11 protein-coding genes and 1 pseudogene are annotated in these 17,619 nt (G+C 35.0%); 4 read left to right on the forward strand and 8 right to left on the reverse strand.

Annotated features, from left to right (window positions below; all coding sequences use genetic code 11):
* Positions 1 to 3: 3 nt before the first annotated feature.
* Together VFM92_RS13000 and VFM92_RS13005 are read right to left on the reverse strand one after the other, a co-directional pair.
* Complete coding sequence (locus VFM92_RS13000; protein ID WP_325122654.1) at positions 4 to 834, reverse strand: DUF5777 family beta-barrel protein; 831 nt, start codon at positions 832 to 834, stop codon at positions 4 to 6.
* Positions 835 to 838: 4 nt separating this feature from the next.
* Complete coding sequence (locus tag VFM92_RS13005) at positions 839 to 1,639, reverse strand: hypothetical protein (protein WP_325122655.1); 801 nt, start codon at positions 1,637 to 1,639, stop codon at positions 839 to 841.
* 311 nt (positions 1,640 to 1,950) lie between these two features.
* Here VFM92_RS13005 and VFM92_RS13010 point away from each other — a divergent pair, with 311 nt between their 5' ends.
* Positions 1,951 to 4,098: a cupredoxin domain-containing protein gene (locus tag VFM92_RS13010; protein ID WP_325122656.1), complete on the forward strand. Its 2,148-nt coding sequence runs from the start codon at positions 1,951 to 1,953 to the stop codon at positions 4,096 to 4,098.
* 486 nt (positions 4,099 to 4,584) lie between these two features.
* On the opposite strand, the gene VFM92_RS13015 is transcribed toward VFM92_RS13010, so the two are convergent.
* Positions 4,585 to 6,072, reverse strand: coding sequence for an XRE family transcriptional regulator (locus tag VFM92_RS13015; protein ID WP_325122657.1), 1,488 nt, complete (start codon positions 6,070 to 6,072; stop codon positions 4,585 to 4,587).
* A gap of 286 nt (positions 6,073 to 6,358) precedes the next feature.
* On the opposite strand from VFM92_RS13015, the gene aceB reads away from it, so the two are divergent.
* The 3 genes from aceB (at position 6,359) to VFM92_RS13030 (ending at position 10,196) form a co-directional block, all read left to right on the forward strand.
* Complete coding sequence (gene aceB, locus VFM92_RS13020; protein WP_325122658.1) at positions 6,359 to 7,951, forward strand: malate synthase A; 1,593 nt, start codon at positions 6,359 to 6,361, stop codon at positions 7,949 to 7,951.
* A gap of 29 nt (positions 7,952 to 7,980) precedes the next feature.
* Positions 7,981 to 9,255: an isocitrate lyase gene (gene aceA / locus VFM92_RS13025; RefSeq protein ID WP_325122659.1), complete on the forward strand. Its 1,275-nt coding sequence runs from the start codon at positions 7,981 to 7,983 to the stop codon at positions 9,253 to 9,255.
* 368 nt (positions 9,256 to 9,623) lie between these two features.
* Entirely contained in the window at positions 9,624 to 10,196 is a 573-nt protein-coding gene (locus VFM92_RS13030) for a pentapeptide repeat-containing protein (protein ID WP_325122660.1), read from the forward strand.
* Positions 10,197 to 10,210: 14 nt separating this feature from the next.
* Here VFM92_RS13030 and VFM92_RS16935 read toward each other — a convergent pair.
* The 5 genes and pseudogenes from VFM92_RS16935 to guaA all read right to left on the reverse strand — a co-directional run bounded on the left by VFM92_RS16935 (position 10,211) and on the right by guaA (position 17,527).
* Positions 10,211 to 11,454, reverse strand: a pseudogene (locus tag VFM92_RS16935) (cation:proton antiporter).
* Positions 11,455 to 11,645: 191 nt separating this feature from the next.
* Positions 11,646 to 12,692, reverse strand: a complete 1,047-nt coding sequence (locus VFM92_RS13045; protein WP_325122663.1) for a hypothetical protein — start codon at positions 12,690 to 12,692, stop codon at positions 11,646 to 11,648.
* A gap of 125 nt (positions 12,693 to 12,817) precedes the next feature.
* Positions 12,818 to 14,113: a glutamate-1-semialdehyde 2,1-aminomutase gene (gene hemL / locus VFM92_RS13050; RefSeq protein ID WP_325122664.1), complete on the reverse strand. Its 1,296-nt coding sequence runs from the start codon at positions 14,111 to 14,113 to the stop codon at positions 12,818 to 12,820.
* A 27-nt stretch (positions 14,114 to 14,140) separates the two neighbouring features.
* On the reverse strand, positions 14,141 to 15,976 hold the full coding sequence (locus tag VFM92_RS13055) for a hypothetical protein (protein ID WP_325122665.1): 1,836 nt from the start codon (positions 15,974 to 15,976) through the stop codon (positions 14,141 to 14,143).
* A 21-nt stretch (positions 15,977 to 15,997) separates the two neighbouring features.
* Positions 15,998 to 17,527, reverse strand: a complete 1,530-nt coding sequence (gene guaA, locus VFM92_RS13060; RefSeq protein WP_325122666.1) for a glutamine-hydrolyzing GMP synthase — start codon at positions 17,525 to 17,527, stop codon at positions 15,998 to 16,000.
* Between the last annotated feature and the right edge of the window lie 92 nt (positions 17,528 to 17,619).

The raw sequence follows: 17,619 nt of genomic DNA on the forward strand, positions 1-17,619 counted from the left end.
AAATTATTTTCTGGCCCCTACTTTAAAATCTCTAGTAATATTAAATCCAAAATGGATATCGCCCTTGCCTATCATTCCAGTTGTTTCTGCCACATACAATGGGGCAATCATCCCTAAAGAATTGGTGAAATTTAGTTGGAATATATGTCCTTTAGTTTCTAATTCAATCCCTAAACCAGCGGAAGAATTATATTGAGAGGCTAATTGGTCCGGTAGATTAAAATAATATTCCAAATTAAAAGCCATCACTTTTGTGACTTGAAATCGGCCTGCAGTACCTAAGCTGTAAATGTCATTATTACTTTCCAGATCCAAAACAAAATTCCGGTGTACATAAGTCGGCATTATTTGAAAACTCACAAAATCATTAAATTTCCTTGAAAGCAATAGCTGATGGACATAACTCAAGTTGTTATTAAAAGATAAGTCTTCCGTTTGAGGTGTTTGAATGGTTCTTATTGCAGCATTAGTGTAGTAGGCTAAAGAAACAGGACTTCCGCCATCATTTTTTTGTTGCAAGAGTCTGTACTTTAAATAAAAATCGTAATGCTTTTGAAGAGAACTTCTACCAAAACCAATATTGATATTATCCGAAATTGCATAATCCAATCCAATCCTTATGGTAGAATTATCCAAGCCCCATAGCTGCTGCACACCTGAACTTATAGCTCCAAATCGATGCGAAATGATAAATTTCATCATTCCTTTAGGTAGCACTTCAGTAGAGTGTCCATTTACAATTCTTGTATCTCTAAAAACTTTTACTCTATCAACCTGTGCGAATAAACTGAATGCGCTAATTTGAAATAATAATATTAAAACTATTTTTTTCATGATATCAATTATTTAATGCCCCGTCTTCAACCCAACAAGCAATTGCTTGGATTTCATTTTCTGTTAAATCTTGTCTTCCTGCTGGTGGCATGGTACCGTTGCTAGTCCTTGACCTTATTCTGGACGCATTCTGAATAATATTTTCATCTTTAGATAAATTGGGGGATTCAGACCCATTATGACACCCACTCACAGCACAATTTGTGGCAATTATTGGTTTAATATCATTACTAAAACTGATACTAGTCATAATATCAATTCCTGTAATTTCAGCTTCACAGCCATTTGCATCGCGTGCTAAAACAGAGTAATTACCGTTAGATAAGTTTATAAATTCAGCACTATTTTGGGCTTGCCCGCCATTTAAAATGTATTCTATAGGTTCTACGCCCCCTTCCTGAGCTACTGAAATGCTTCCTGTATTTTCTCCACATTCACTATTATTTTGCTCAAGCAATGAAATTCGAATTCCATCTTCATTATTAACAGCTACTTCAATTGCTTCGCTTATGCAATTGGTATTAAGGTCGATTGCTTGTATCCTGTAATTACCGGCTGCTAATGAATTAAATACATTATTATTTACGAAGTCACCATCATTAATTCTATATTCATACTGTCCAGTACTATTGACCACTACTGCAATTTCACCTATCGATTTAGCGCAAGCAGTATTTTTAATCGATTCAACAGTAAGTTCAATTTCACTGGAATTACATTCCGATTCCGGAGCAGCAATTCTTTCATATTCGCAGCCGGTGAATACAACTAGCAGAAATATGACATATAGAAATTTTTTCTTCATTTGACTTTAATTGATTTTAAGAGTAACCAATCTACGATATTAGCTATACAAATGGATTTTTGTTTTACATGGAAAGAAATTTCAAGTTAAAATAGTTATATTAATCTACTAAAAAGATAATTAAAATTGTGGATTTCGTTTTAAATCGAAACTTCTGAAAACATTTACCCCCATCATAAACTTATATAGATCAAATAAATAAACATTTGAGCGTTACCTAGCTATATCAGATGCTGGGAAAAACAGAACCTAATAAATCCGCATCTGGAAAGCTTTCGTAAATCAATGTGAAATCAAAAAAACAAATTATCATGAAGATCAAAAATTTAAATTTCAAAGCTTTAATTAAAAGCACGGTGTTTGCAGTCGCAGCATCAAGTTTATTATTTACTGCATGTAATGAAGAGGATGGGGATGTAGTAGCACCAGATATGCCAAAAGGAATGTTGACGGTTTCAGATCAAACTATATCACAAAATACCATCATTGTTTCTAATGTTAATCTAGACCAAGATGGTTGGATAGTAGTACATGCAAGCGAAAATGAAGGTCCAGTAGTACCTAATATAATTTCAGAACCAGTTTTTGTAGAAGCAGGTGATGCAAATGATATTTCTGTTCCACTTACAGATTTTTCAAGTTTTTCAGGTGAAACTGAAGTATGGGTAATGTTACATACTGACAATGGTGAAGCTGGTGTATATGAATTTGACGGTGCTAATGGATTAGATGCTCCTATCACGGTAACAGAAGACGATAATGACGGTGATGGTGAGGAAGAAACTGAAATAGTGATGGATAACATCAATATCAGTGCGCCAAGTATTACGGTAAGTAATCAAGCAGTAAGTGAAAATATGGTTGTAATTGAAGAAGTGAATGCAGCTGCTGATGGTTGGATTGTAATTCACGAAGGGGAAGCTTCAGGACCAGTAATTGGTCAGACTTATGTTGAAGCGGGAGTTAATAACAATGTTATGATTGATTTAGGCAATGCTACTTTTTCAGGTGGTGAAATGCTTTTCCCAATGCTACATATAGAAAGTCCTGCTGATGGAGAATATGGTTTCCCTGATAATGGTGATGGACCAGAAGTATTCGGTAATGATGTAATAGTTGTAGGATTCGAAACAGAAGCTCCAAAAGGAACAATTACTGTTGAAGACCAACCTGTAGATGCAAATACAATTGTTGTAAGCGATTTAACTGTAAATGCTACCGCTTGGGTGGTTGTGCATGCTGATAACAATGGTAGCCCTGTAGTTCCAGGTATTATTTCAGAGCCTGTTCAACTAATGGAAGGATCCAATCAAAATGTTGAAATAACTTTAACAGAACGTACTGCAGCCGGTGATGTATTATATGTTATGATCCACACGGAAAATGGTGTAATTGGTGAATACGAATTTGATGGTGATAACGGATTTGATAATCCAGTTAATACCGCAACGATGACAGTAGAGGCTCCGACAGGAAGTATAACTGCTGAAAATCAGATTATACAAGGAAATATAATTACAGTTCAAGATTTAACGGTCAATGCAACTTCTTGGGTGGTTGTGCATGCTGATAATAATGGAAACCCAGTAGTTCCAGGAATCATTTCAACTCCAGTGCAATTACAGCCAGGTTCAAATTCTAATGTTGAAATAGAATTAACTGAAACTGTTAATGGTGGTGAAGTTATTTATATTATGATTCACACTGAAAATGGTACAATTGGAGAATATGAATTTGATGGAGTAAGTGGTCTTGATGGTCCAGTTGTTACTCAGCCAATTACTATTCAAGCACCGACTGGAAGGTTTGATGCGAACGATCAAGCACTTTCCGCAGAGAACACTATTACAGTAGAAAGTATTACTGTTGGTCAGCCTTCATGGGTAGTTGTACATAGAGATAATGGAATGGGTTCATTTGTGGCTCCAGGTATAATTTCTGAACCAGTGGCACTAGAAGAAGGAACTTCAACAAATGTTGAAATTCCATTTGCTGATGGTGAAACAGTTGCTGATGGTGAAACTCTTTGGATCATGTTGCATAATGATAATGGCGTTGTAGGTAGTTATGAGTTTGATGCTGACAACGGTTTAGACAATCCAATTTCTTTCTCATCTATTGTAGTATCAGAAGCAAATGTAACCAATTATGATGTTACTAATGATGGCGCAAGTTCTTACTTACTTTCAGGAAATGGATTGACAAATTCATCAAATCCTAATATAACCTTAGTAAGAGGAGAAACTTATACTTTCACAGTTAATGCTTCAGGACATCCATTCTACATTAATGCTACGCAAGGAACTGGCACAGCTAATGCCTATAATAATGGAGTTAGTAATAATGGAGCTCAATCTGGAACCGTGACTTTTACAGTTCCTTTGGATGCACCTGGCACCTTATTTTATAATTGTCAATTCCATTCATCAATGACAGGTACCATAACAATTACAGATTAAAGCAATTCTTATTCTGTTTAGGATAAAACTAAAATATCCTGTAGTAAAAACGGAATATTTTTTAAGTTTCAAAAAAAATACATCCATTTTTCATAATAGTTTAATGGTTTTAAGCGACTCGAGAGAGTCGCTTTTTTATTTTTTAAAGTTTATTCTTTAGTCTATTTTCCTTTTATTGATATCCCAAATGGATAATAAAATGGTCAAAACTAATAAAGCTACTGATGATGAAAATTAAAACCAAAAAGTCTAAATCAATGACCAGAGTCCCAGAAATGATTCCAAATCAATCCTATACTCCTGCTGTACAATACATAGAACTATAATGATTCTTAAAATTTTTTCCATGTTGGCTTGCATATTGATTCATTTTGACTGCCCAATTCATGTAAATAAATCATTTGAAATAGAAAGACCTAAAATAAGTTAAATAGCAACCCATTAGCTGAAAACTTTTATCAAAATCTAGAATTTGGAAAAGTTAATTTACTGGCCAGTCAATAATTCAACGGCTTTTTTCATAGCATTCAGTTGCTGTTTTTCTTCGTAAATATGGGCTGGTGCTGCTCTTTCTTTACAGTCATAAAGCGGACAAGTTTCGCAAGTCTCATTTACAATTCGAATAGGAATAACGGGGTCATTGTGAAATTTCACCTTACGTTTCATTTGCGGGCTGATCAATAATCCGATAGAAACGCTACTGTTTTGTCCAATATTTTTATTACTCGGCTTAGCCAGACTGATAATCAAATATTCATTATCTGAATTCACATATTGACTTCGCTGAACCTTACACTGAACGCCATCTTGATGATTTTCTTCCTGATTTCTTAATTCCTTCAAGATTTCAATAGAGGCCCACCTTCTGCAGTAATGTTGATCCAAGGCAGTTCCATGAGGATTATGCAATCCTGAAAGGTGCATTTCTTTGGTCAGCTTAAAAGTTTTTTCGTTCGAAGTGCTAAATCTTAAAAAAAATAATTCCCTAATGCCAAAAACTTTAGGCAATAAATTGGTCATCCGATGCATCAACATTTCAGGAGTACATTGATAGGTTTCCAAAATGTCTAATAGCAACTTGGAATTAAACCTTGGTTCAGATAGGAATTTTTTCAAGTCAGCTACTATCGCCTCTTCAGGTAAAGCCAAGGCACAAGCAAAATAAGAAGCTTTATAATTATTTAATACTTCTTCAAATGAATTAACAGAAATCCAGCTAGAGGTCAGAGGTCGTGGACTCAGATTCAAATTTTGATAACCCAATTCTTTCGCCATAGTGAAAAGTTTTTGCGATTCGTTTAATTTGGGATTCATCAATAATTGCGGGGCATCACCGGGTATCGTCATGGAACGCAGAGGCTTTAACTCTTGCTGGTGCTCTAATCCATTTGGCAAAACCTGATATCTATATTCTGACTTTAGAATTTTTTCTAATTGCCGAAATGTATAGGGATAAGAAACATCATTCAATTGCTGATTTTTAAAGTTTTCAACCGCTTCTTCTATACTTTCAAAGTAATTATCATGCATTTCCTGAAATGAGCGAAGCATGTTGAGATACAAACTTTCCACTCGCAAGCCATAATTCCTACTGATTTCTATAAGTGTACTTAATAAAGCTCCTAATTTTGCTGGTGCATTACTTAACAAATCTAATAAATGAGCGGGTTCAATTCCGAAAAGCTCTAAAGGTAATTCTTTAAAGAGGTTCGATTGCAGTAGCTCTCCTAATGGGGCTAGCTTTTTACTCAATTGCAACGAGACCAAATCATCAAAACTGACTTCCAGTGTTTCTGAAAGTTTATTAATCTTCTCTATTTTAGGGTACTTTTTACCTTTTTCTATTTCGTTTAAGTAAGAAGCTGATAAGCCCGTTTGCTTTGATAATTGTGCAAAAGACAATCCTTTTTCCATGCGTAATTGTCGCACCTTCAAACCAAAAATCAGTTTTACATTTTCTTGAGATATAGTCATTTTGGTAGTATTTATATTAATGCTCTTAAGCCGGGCAGTGTTTCACTTTTTCCTTTCATGATTGTGATTTTATCAGCATTTAAATCAAAAAAAAACTTTCCAATCATTCTCCCATGAAGCGAAAAAATTATTTTCAATTATTTTTCTAAGCTCTTAACAGCCACTGTCTTCACGAGACCCATTCGCTAATATAGCGAATAAAATCCAACAGCGAATATTCGCTTGTTATTTAATATTCGCTAAACTACATTTGATAAAACTAATCACCTAAAAACCTGATAATCAAATGGAAACTACATCAGAAAAAGTAAGAAAAAAGAACAAGAAAGAAGAATCTTTTAATCTGTTAACAGAAGAAGCCATCGCTTTCTTAAATAAACTGCATGAGCGGTTTAATGAAAAGAGGTTTGAACTGCTTGGAAGAAGAGAGCAAGTCTATGACCAAATTCGACAGGGTAAAGAACTAGATTTCCCTAAGACTACGGAAGATATTCGCAATGATTTAGATTGGAGAATCGGTTCATTACCGAAAGATTTGCAAAACAGACAAGTTGAAATCACTGGACCTGTTGATAGAAAAATGATCATTAATGCCCTAAACTCTGGAGCCAAAGTTTTTATGGCAGATTTTGAAGATGCTACAAGCCCAACCTGGAAGAACATAACAGAAGGCCAGCAAAATTTATATGATGCCATCAGAAAGCAAATTGATTTTACTGCTGACAATGGCAAATCCTACAAATTAAATAATGAGACTGCTGTACTAAAAGTAAGACCGAGAGGCTGGCATTTATCCGAAAAGAATTTCTTAGTAAATGGGGAACAAATCTCAGCATCACTTTTCGATTTCGGTCTATATTTCTTTCATAATGCACATGAATTAATCCGAAATGGAAGTGGTCCTTACTTTTATTTACCAAAATTGGAGCACCGCTGTGAAGCACGACTGTGGAACGAAGTTTTTGTTTTTGCACAAAATGAATTAGGAATTCCAATTGGAACCATAAAATCAACTGTTTTAATAGAAACCATAACGGCGGCATTCCAGATGGAAGAAATTATATATGAGTTGAGAGACCATATGGCTGGACTTAATGCTGGTAGATGGGATTACATTTTCAGCTTCATTAAAAAATTCAGAGATAGATCTGATTTTATTTTACCTGATAGAAATCAAGTGACCATGCAGGTTCCTTTCATGAAAGCTTACTCCAATCTATTAGTGAAAACTTGCCATAGAAGAGGAACGCATGCAATTGGTGGTATGTCCGCTTTCATTCCCACCAAATTTGAAGAAGAAAACCTGAAAATATTTGACAAAGTCAGAAATGACAAAACGGAGGAGGCATTAGCAGGATATGATGGCAGTTGGGTGGCGCATCCAGCTTTAATTCCAGCTGTAAAGGCAGTTTTCGAACAAATTATTGGAGATAAACCCCATCAAAAACAAGTTTTACGAAAAGAGTTTGATACATGTCCTTCCGCATTAACCAGCCCGAATGTGATGTATGGCGAGGTTACGGAAAAAGGAGTAAGAATGAATATTAATGTTGCGCTTTTATACATGGAATCCTGGCTCCAGGGAACAGGTGCAGTTGCCATCAATAATTTGATGGAAGATGCCGCCACTGCTGAAATCAGTCGTGCACAATTGTGGCAATGGTATCATCATCAAGTCTCCTTCAAAAACGGCAAAATATTCAATAGAGCTCTATTTTGTCTGTTTCTGGAAGAAGAAACTCAGAAAATAAAAGAAATACTAGATCATGAAAGAGTAGAAACTGGAAAGCTGGCAATAGCTCGGGACCTATTAAAAAACTTGGTAAAGAGTGAGGATTTTGAAGATTTCTTTACCCTGAAAGCATATCCTTATTTATAAATCAATCTTAAAATATAAAACCAAAAAACATGAATACGCAAGAAAAAATAAATCAATTAGTAACGGATTGGGATACTAATCCAAGATGGGCAACAGTTGAACGTCCTTATTCCGCTGAAGAGGTAGTAAAATTAGCTGGAACTGTAAAAATCGACCATAGTTTAGCGCGACTAGGTGCTGAAAGATTATGGAATTTGTTGAAAACAGAAGAATTTGTTTCTGGATTAGGCGCCCTAACCGGAAACCAAGCTATTCAGGAGGTTCAAGCTGGCTTAAAAGCCATCTATTTAAGTGGCTGGCAAGTAGCCGCTGATGCAAATCTTGCAGGTCAGATGTATCCTGATCAGAGTTTATACCCTGCAGATAGTGTTCCGAATGTAGTAAAGAGAATTAATAATGCACTTTTGAGAGCTGACCAAATTCAATCAGTAAGTGGAGAAGGAGATATTCATTGGATGGCTCCCATAGTAGCGGATGCCGAAGCTGGTTTTGGCGGTAATTTAAATGCTTTCGAATTAATGAAAGGTATGATAGAAGCCGGTGCAGCTGGTGTACACTTTGAAGACCAGTTGTCCTCTGCCAAGAAGTGTGGCCATTTAGGCGGCAAAGTTTTGGTACCTACTCAAGAAGCTATCAACAAACTGGTTTCAGCAAGGTTGGCTACTGATGTGATGGACGTTCCTACTATTATTATCGCAAGAACTGATGCCGATGCTGCCAATTTATTAACTTCTGATGTCGATGAGAGAGATCGTCAATTCTTAACTGGAAAAAGGTCTGCTGAAGGATTTTTTGAAGTGAAAAACGGATTGGAACAAGCCATCAATAGAGGACTTGCTTATGCTCCTTATGCTGATTTAGTATGGTGCGAAACTTCTCATCCTGATTTAGGAGAAGCAAGAGAATTTGCTCAAGCCTTAAAAGAGAAATACCCTGATAAAATGTTAGCTTATAATTGTTCGCCATCCTTCAACTGGGCTGCGAAACTAACAGAAAGTGAAATGTTGGAATACCGCGAAAAACTAGCTGAAATGGGCTACAAATTCCAGTTCATTACATTAGCCGGATTCCATGCCTTGAACACGGCTATGTTTGAATTGGCCACAGCTTACAAAAACAAAGGAATGGCTGGATATTCTGAATTACAGCAAAGAGAATTTGCTTTACAGAAACAAGGTTTCAAGGCAGTGAAACATCAAGCTTTTGTAGGAACGGGATATTTTGATGCTGTTCAAAATGCAGTTATGCAAGGAAAATCTTCTACTACAGCCCTAAAAGGCTCTACAGAAGAAGCACAGTTTTAAAAAACAAACCTGTATGTTTAAATAATAAAATTTCATTTAATCACTAGTACTGAATAATTGAATTGACAAAACCGAACGGAGTGGTAATTTAAACTTCATTATAAAAATCGTTTCCGTAGTAAGTACCGAAAGGTGAAAAAGAAGGGCTTCTGAGAGGGAGTCTTTTTCTTTTTAACCTAATTTTAATTAAAAGTAAATTATTTATCATTTCATATAAATCGAAATTCAATCCTTTAAATTTATTCATCAAAATATTGTGACAGTATCGAATTAAGACTATGCTTTTTAAGAATGTATAAAAATTCAACTAATCTATTTTAAGAAAAAATAAAGCCATAATTTGTATTCTAAAAAAAACAGACACCTTAGTGGAAAAAATAATAGCAGAAGAAACTTTTAAAACACTCAATTTCATAGATATTCCATTGGAAAATGCAGAATATGAGCAATGCATTTTCAAAAACTGCAACTTCCAAAGTTGCGATTTATCTAACTACAAGTTTTTAGATTGCAAATTTGAAGAGTGCAATTTGAGTTCAGTGAAAATGAGCAACACCTCTTTGCAAAACGTGACATTTCAGGCCTGCAAAATTTTAGGCGTTCATTTTGATGTATGCAATGTTTTTGGGTTATCAGTAAGTTTTGAAAATTGCCAACTTAATCATTCTATATTTTATAAACTGCAGTTAATGAAAACTAAGTTTATCAACTCAAAGCTGATCGATGTTGATTTAGGTGAATGTGACCTGAGAAGAGCTCAATTTAATTCTTCTGATTTATCCGGGGCGATTTTTGAAAATTGTGACTTACAATTAGCCGATTTCAGAAACGCTATGAATTACAGTTTTGATCCTGAAAACAATAAACTTAAGGGAGCGTATTTTTCAAACGACCAACTTTCTGGACTTTTATCCAAATATCAAATTAAAGTAGAATTTTAAAATTTAAACTAAAGCTATTCAGACTTTTTGGGAACCAGTTTTTTGATTGTTAAGCCTTGTACTAAAATTGAAAATACCACCACCGAATAAGTAGCCGCTAAAATGATATTTTTAGCTTCAAAATTATCAGGAATTGAAAGCGCAAGCGCAACGGATATACCACCTCTTAAGCCTCCCCACGTTAAAATAGCAAGTGTATTCTTTTCGAAACTGCGAAGTCTCTCCATAATTTTAACTGGAATTCCTACTCCTACTAATCGTGCAAATAATACAACCACAATCGCGCACAGACCAATTAAGAAATAATCAGGATGATATTCTTTTGAAATCACAATAATTTCAAGTCCAATCAATATAAATAAAATAGCATTAAGTGCTTCATCTACTAAATGCCAAAATTTATAAACATAATCTCCAGTTGCTTTTTTTGAATCAGCTGAATGCCCTTCCTTACTCAAAAACAAACCTAGCACTACCACCGCTAATGGTCCTGAGATATGTAAAAACTCAGCAGCACGATACGAAACCATCACTAAAGATAAAGTAACTAGAACTTCCAATTCGGTATGTGCATTATCTATTATTTCAAGTAATTTCAATCCAAAGAATCCAAATACGGCTCCTAATAATAATCCTCCTCCAACTTCAACTCCAAATAACCCTAATGTGCTTCCAATACTAAAATTTTCAACACCTGATTGCGCTAATCCTAGTATGGTAATAAAAACCACACACCATCATTAAATAATGATTCTCCCGCAATTTTAATTTTTAATTTCTTAGAGACTTTTGCTTCCGATAGAAGTGCCAAAACCGCAATAGGATCAGTTGGTGATATCAAAGTACCAAAAAGTAGACAGTAAATTAAATCAATATCATAACCGAAAAAACCGAAAACATAATACATTAAGTATCCTACAATGAAGGTAGAAATCAAAACACCTACAGTTGCAAAAATCAAGATAGGCCAACGCTCTTCCTTTAAATTTTTTACATCAATGGAGAGCGCACCGGCAAAAAGTAAAAAACTCAGCATTACATCCAAGAGTACTTCTTTAAAATCAAATTCAGATACTATGGAAATAGCTAAATCGGTAATTTCTGGATACACATAGCCCAATAACAAAATTAGGACTGAAAGCACTAACGCTATTATCATTAAACCGATTGTGGAAGGCAGTTTCAGATAATTAACATTTATAAAAGTAAAAACTGCAGCTAGGAAAATGAGTAACGTTATTAGATCGAGTACACCCATGATTACAATAAATTATTATTAAGATTATATTTTAGAATCTGAAAATAATAATTATTATTTATGGTAACACAATAAATGACCAGCTTTCATCGAAAAGTGCATGAAAATTTGAAGTGAGTTAATTGAAAACCCTTTTTGAAAAAAAATCGAATTTGAAAATATTGATTTAATCAGGGGAATCAGAGCTGAAATTATCTTCCAAATGCTTCAACGCTATAGTCAAGCTTGGTACCATACATTGGGAAAATAATCTTAATCATTCCATAGAAACCTCTCTTTTCTAATCCTGGTCTTACGCCCAACTCCGCAGCATAACCCCAGCCTAAAGTTCTATTGAAATGACCATCAATTCCAATTCTACCACCGAACATAGAGGTATTAATTGTGGAAGCATCATATTGAATAAACGTATTGGCACTCATTGGTTGATGAAAGAAATCTTCCACTCTTACCATTGGAAAAATAAATAGGTCAAGGAATGTAGAAAAGACATGATCATCTACCAATTCTTCATAAGTTTTATCTGGCTTGGCTGCAAAGTTTTTAATCCACGTAAACCCTGCTCCAACAGAAACCCCAGCACCCAACACATTTCCAAATACAGGTCCTTGAGATTCTCCATTTAGTGAATTGGGAGATTCCTCTTCACCCACAGGATTAACCGTAACACCTTGTGCTGTAATTGCTCTACTTAACTCAGACGTAGTTTCATAATAAACACCACCTAATCGAGCAAAAAATATCTCTCTCCTTTTATTAGGAATTCGAGCTCTTTCCGGCACTTTTGCTGCCCATTCTGCGCCTTGATAGTTTTTGGAATAAAGCGGAATTAAGCTCTCTGAATCTTGTTCTTTATCCCAAATATGATAAGATGCACTGGCTTCCGTATAGAAATATGTTCTCGCTCTTGATTGTGGATCAAACCCATTTTTTTTGGCTGAGTTTCTGGCAAAATCACTTCCAATAAAATAAGGTGTTCTTGCATGCGCTTTGAAATGCATGGTATTTTTTAAATAGTAAGTAGCATCTACACCAAAGCCCGTGGTAATATTGGTGACATGTATATCCCCATAAGCTGGTGTTATCCCTATAAATAATTTATTGATATCGTATGGATCATCATACATATCCTCATACGTCAGTGTTTTATTCTCAGAACTTCTCCTAAACTGAGCATCTGCTGTGAATACAAAACTATATGAAACCAATGCAATGAGAATAAGTCTTACTATCTTCACTAGAATTCTATTTTTTTACAGCTGTAAATATAATAATAAATTAGGACTACTATAAATGTATTCTCTAAATGAGATAAATCCTTACTTAATTAAGGAAAAATAGCAAATATTTTAAGAGAAACCATTTAGGCAATTAAGTTTTTTAAAACTTTCTCATGTGATTTAACTATATGATCCAAATCATCAGCGGTTAAAGAGGTTGATAAAAACCACGATTCAAACTGAGCAGGAGGCAAATATACGCCCTCATTTAACATCCCTTGGAAATATTTACCGAACATTTGAGTGTCGCAACTTTTTGCATCATCAAAATTTACGACCTTTTTGTCAGTAAAAAATATACTAATCATAGAGCCTATTTGATTTATGGTATACTTTTTACCCAATGCAGTATTCACCTTTGCTAATTCTTTTGCTAAATATTGACCTGAAGCAGCAATTTGCTCATATACTTCATCATGGTCATTTAGGTAATGTAACATCATCAATCCTGCAGACATAGCAATTGGGTTACCAGAAAGGGTACCAGCCTGATAAACAGGACCTTGAGGCGACACAAAATCCATAATATCTTTTCTTCCTCCATATGCTCCTACAGGCATACCACCTCCTATGATCTTTCCTAAAGTAGTAATATCAGGCTTTACTCCAAAAAGACCCTGCGCACCAGCTTTTGATAATCTAAAGCCAGTCATGACCTCATCAAAAATAAGAATTATGCCATCTTGATCACATAAGTCTCTTAATCCTTGTAGATATCCTTTTTCAGGTAAAACACAGCCCATATTACCAGCTACTGGTTCAACTATTAATGCCGCTATTTTCCCTTTATGCTCTTCAATTATTTTCTTGACTGCATTCAAATCATTGAAAGGAGCTGTTAAGGTATCTTTGGCCGTTCCTTTCGTAACACCAGGAGAATTTGGAGTTCCCATAGTAGCCGCGCCACTTCCTGCTGCAATCAAAAAACTATCACCATGACCATGGTAGCATCCTTCAAACTTCAAAATTTTATCTCGTCCCGTAAACCCTCTGGCGAGCCTTACTGCGGACATAGTAGCTTCAGTACCAGAATTAACCATTCTAACTTTTTCGATAGATGGCACCATATGTGTAATTAATTCTGCTATTTCAACTTCTTTGGCTGTGGGTGCGCCAAAAGACAAGGAGCTTTTCAATGCATCCGCTACAGCCGCTTCAATAGCTTCATTCCCATGACCTAAGATCATTGGTCCCCATGAATTAATCAAGTCGATATATCGATTATCGTCCTCATCATACATATAAGCTCCTTTCGCACTTTTCACAAAAATAGGATCACCTCCAACTGCTTTGAAAGCTCGAACTGGAGAATTTACACCTCCGGGAATAAAATTTTGTGCTTTAGAAAATAATGATTTGCTATTGGACTTATCCAGCATAAATAATTGATTTATAAAATTTTAAAATTAATCAGTAAATTCAGATGGTTTATTCTTTACATTTTCATAATTCAACATTCTTAATACAAGGTCTTCCATTTTCAAAATAGGCACAACCTGATTGTCATTTGCATTGGTGTAATCATAACCAAAGTAAAGTCTGCCTGGTTGAAATCCTTCATTGTAAAGACCGTATTGAAAGTAATTACCGAATTCAAAAAGCTGAGTACCAAAAAACCACATGGTTTCATAGCCATCATAACTATATTGTGTAGGTAGTTTGTTATATTCTTTTCTATAAGCTTCTTTAAATTCAGCCACTTGATGTGAGCTAAAATCGAAATAATTTTGACCAATCATAATCACTCCCATCCTCTGCAATTGATCGAATGAAATTTGATTAAAATCTAACCATTCGTCATAGCCAATAATAGGAATACTATCTCTTCTGGTATCAAGCCCGCTCAATACGTTTGAAACCAATAAATTATCAGTTGAAGCTACCATAATATGTCCTATGGTATCTCTAGACAATATTAAAGAATCCTCCTCTCCAACTTTCACTTTTACCGTATTGCTGATATACACTTTGCCCCTGTTTAGCGTATCGGTTTCAAAAACCTCGGTTAAAGACCTTAAAATCTCCGTTGAAGCAACAGAAGATTTTGAAGGAGCCATCCAAGTGATGTTGAAAGAGTCTTCTTCCAACACTCTTTTGTAAGTGTAAGCAAAAATGGAATCCTGAGGTTTGCTCCCATAAAAAATGGTAGCATTTTTATTTTCAAAATTTTCAATTGCAAATTTTGCGGCTGTTTTAGCTCGTGTTTCCGAAGTGGATTTCATTAAAAATGAATAAGGATTGCTTCCAATAGTTTCAGAGTTGATTGAAAGCGGATTAACCATATTGATTTTATTTTCATAAGAATAATCACGAATCATTTTTGCAGGTATCGGATATAAAGGTCCAATTAATAAATCCATTTCTAATAATTCACCACTATCCATTATTTCAGCGGTTTTTAGACTATCTCTAAATGTATCGTAGGCAAAAAGCTCTATTCTCTTTCCATTTTCATTCAACTCTTCTGCTGCTACTTTTATGCCCTGATATAAATCAAGAATAAATTGATTTCCTTTATTCCCTTTTGAAGTGGATAAATCTTCCGCCATAAAAGGTAGTAATACAGCTACTCGGTAAGATTCCTTCTTTTCAGTGACACTTTTATCCACAAAATCGTAACTAGCACGGTTTAAATCAAAAGAATCTATTAAAAATTCCATGAGCTCTACCTTTCTATCTACCAAAGGTTGTTGGTTTATTTTCATGGCCAAATATTTGGCTAATACCTTATCATAAGGATTTAATTCCATGGCTTTTTGCAACAGTGAGATACTGTCATAAGAAGATAGCGTTACCTTTTTTATCTGTTCAGCAATTGTTTTTAATTTACCCCCCTCGATTGCATTTAACACTTCCAAACCTTGCATTAAATTCCCTTCTTGTATGAGCATTTTACCATACCAAATATTAACCTCTTCTATTTTATCCCATTTAGGATGAGTAGACCTAATATTTTGTAAAACTTGCATAGCTCTTTCTTTGTTTCCAGTTTCGTAAGCTGAAATAGCATAGAAATAAGAGGCATATAAATAAAAAGGATTATTTTCATTTAAGTCTAAAAGATTTTGGAAGTGACTTTGAGCAGTTTGATAATCTCCAGAGTTAAAATATTTCTTTCCTGCAAGATAGTCTGATTCATAATTAGTTTGTGCCTTCAGCTGAAAGGCGCTAATAATTATCATCATTCCAATAATGAAAATTGATTTTAATCGCATGTCCTGTTTATTAAATAAATTAAGCATCAATGTTACTTTAAAAACCAATTATTCCCATTCAATCGTAGCAGGCGGTTTAGAGCTTATATCATATACCACTCTATTTACTCCTTTTACTTTATTAATGATCTCATTGGAGACATCACTTAAAAACTCATAAGGCAAATGCACCCAATCCGCTGTCATACCATCTACACTCGCAACAGCCCTTAGCGCTACTACTCTTTCATAGGTTCGTTCATCACCCATAACCCCAACAGATTGAATTGGTAGAAGGATGGAACCAGCTTGCCAAACTTGGTCATAAAGACCTCTTTCTTTCATCAAGCCAATAAATATAGCATCTACTTCTTGGATAATATGGACTTTTTCTGGGGTAACATCTCCCAAAATCCGAATAGCTAAACCCGGACCTGGAAACGGATGTCTACCCAATATTTTTTGATCTATTTCTAAAGCTCTTCCAACTGAACGAACACCATCTTTAAAAAGTGTTTTCAATGGCTCAACCACTTTTAAATTCATTTTTTCAGGTAATCCACCCACATTATGGTGAGACTTAATAGTAGCAGAAGGTCCTTTTACGGAAACAGATTCTATGATATCTGGATAAATTGTTCCTTGTGCGAGCCATTTAACATCTTTAATAGCTTTTGCTTCCTGATCAAATACTTCTATAAATGTTCTTCCAATTGCTTTTCTCTTTTCCTCAGGATCAGAAAGACCTGCTAAAGCTTTATAAAATTGTTCTTTGGCATCTACTCCCTTCACGTTAAGCCCCATATGCTTATAGGATTCTAGAACCTCTTCAAATTCATTTTTTCTCAGCAAACCATTATCTACAAAAATACAATAAAGATTTTTCCCAATAGCATGATGAATAAGCATAGCTGCAACAGAAGAATCAACTCCACCAGACAATCCTAAAACTACTTTATCATCTCCAAGTTGCTCTTTTAATTCTGCTATCGTAATGTCAGCAAAAATTTCTGAAGTCCAATCTTGTGCGCACCCACAAATTTTCACTAAGAAGTTTTCTAATAATTGCTTTCCTTCAAGCGTATGTGTTACCTCAGGATGGAATTGAATCCCGTAAGTTGGTTCGTTTTCTAATTCAAAAGCAGCAACTTCAACAGATGGTGTGCTAGCGATAATTCGAAATCCTTTAGGCAAGGTTTTGATGGTATCTCCGTGCGACATCCAAACCTGTGAGCCTTTCGTAAGATTTTGGAGCAAATCATTATCCTGATCAAAACTCGTTAATTTAGCACGACCGTACTCTCTTATTTGAGAGGGCAATACTTCACCCCCATTATTTTGGGCCAGATATTGAGCTCCATAGCATACTCCCAATAAAGGAATTTTACCTCTATATTTTGCTAAATCAATTTTAGGTGAATCCTCATCTCTCACTGAACATGGACTTCCTGAAAGGATAACTCCCTTCACATCAGGAGTGAGTTCCGGAGCATCATAAAAAGGATGAATTTCACAGTAAACATTGAGTTCTCGAACTCTTCTGGCAATGAGTTGGGTGTATTGAGACCCAAAATCTAAAATGATAATTTGCTCTGTCATGATGCAAAAATAATAGGATGAATCAGTTAAGCATAGAAAAAAGTAATATTGATTTTAATGATCTGATTAACAATGGATTAATTATGCATTTT

Source organism: Marivirga sp., assembly GCF_035704835.1.
GTDB lineage: Bacteria > Bacteroidota > Bacteroidia > Cytophagales > Cyclobacteriaceae > Marivirga.

Coding starts and splice junctions, on each gene's coding strand:
- VFM92_RS13005 (WP_325122655.1), bottom strand. CDS start 1,639: ATGAAGAAAAAATTTCTATATGTCATATTTCTGCTAGTTGTATTCACC.
- VFM92_RS13010 (WP_325122656.1), top strand. CDS start 1,951: ATGAAGATCAAAAATTTAAATTTCAAAGCTTTAATTAAAAGCACGGTG.
- guaA (WP_325122666.1), bottom strand. CDS start 17,527: ATGACAGAGCAAATTATCATTTTAGATTTTGGGTCTCAATACACCCAA.
- VFM92_RS13055 (WP_325122665.1), bottom strand. CDS start 15,976: ATGCTTAATTTATTTAATAAACAGGACATGCGATTAAAATCAATTTTC.
- VFM92_RS13000 (WP_325122654.1), bottom strand. CDS start 834: ATGAAAAAAATAGTTTTAATATTATTATTTCAAATTAGCGCATTCAGT.
- hemL (WP_325122664.1), bottom strand. CDS start 14,113: ATGCTGGATAAGTCCAATAGCAAATCATTATTTTCTAAAGCACAAAAT.
- aceB (WP_325122658.1), top strand. CDS start 6,359: ATGGAAACTACATCAGAAAAAGTAAGAAAAAAGAACAAGAAAGAAGAA.
- VFM92_RS13015 (WP_325122657.1), bottom strand. CDS start 6,072: ATGACTATATCTCAAGAAAATGTAAAACTGATTTTTGGTTTGAAGGTG.
- aceA (WP_325122659.1), top strand. CDS start 7,981: ATGAATACGCAAGAAAAAATAAATCAATTAGTAACGGATTGGGATACT.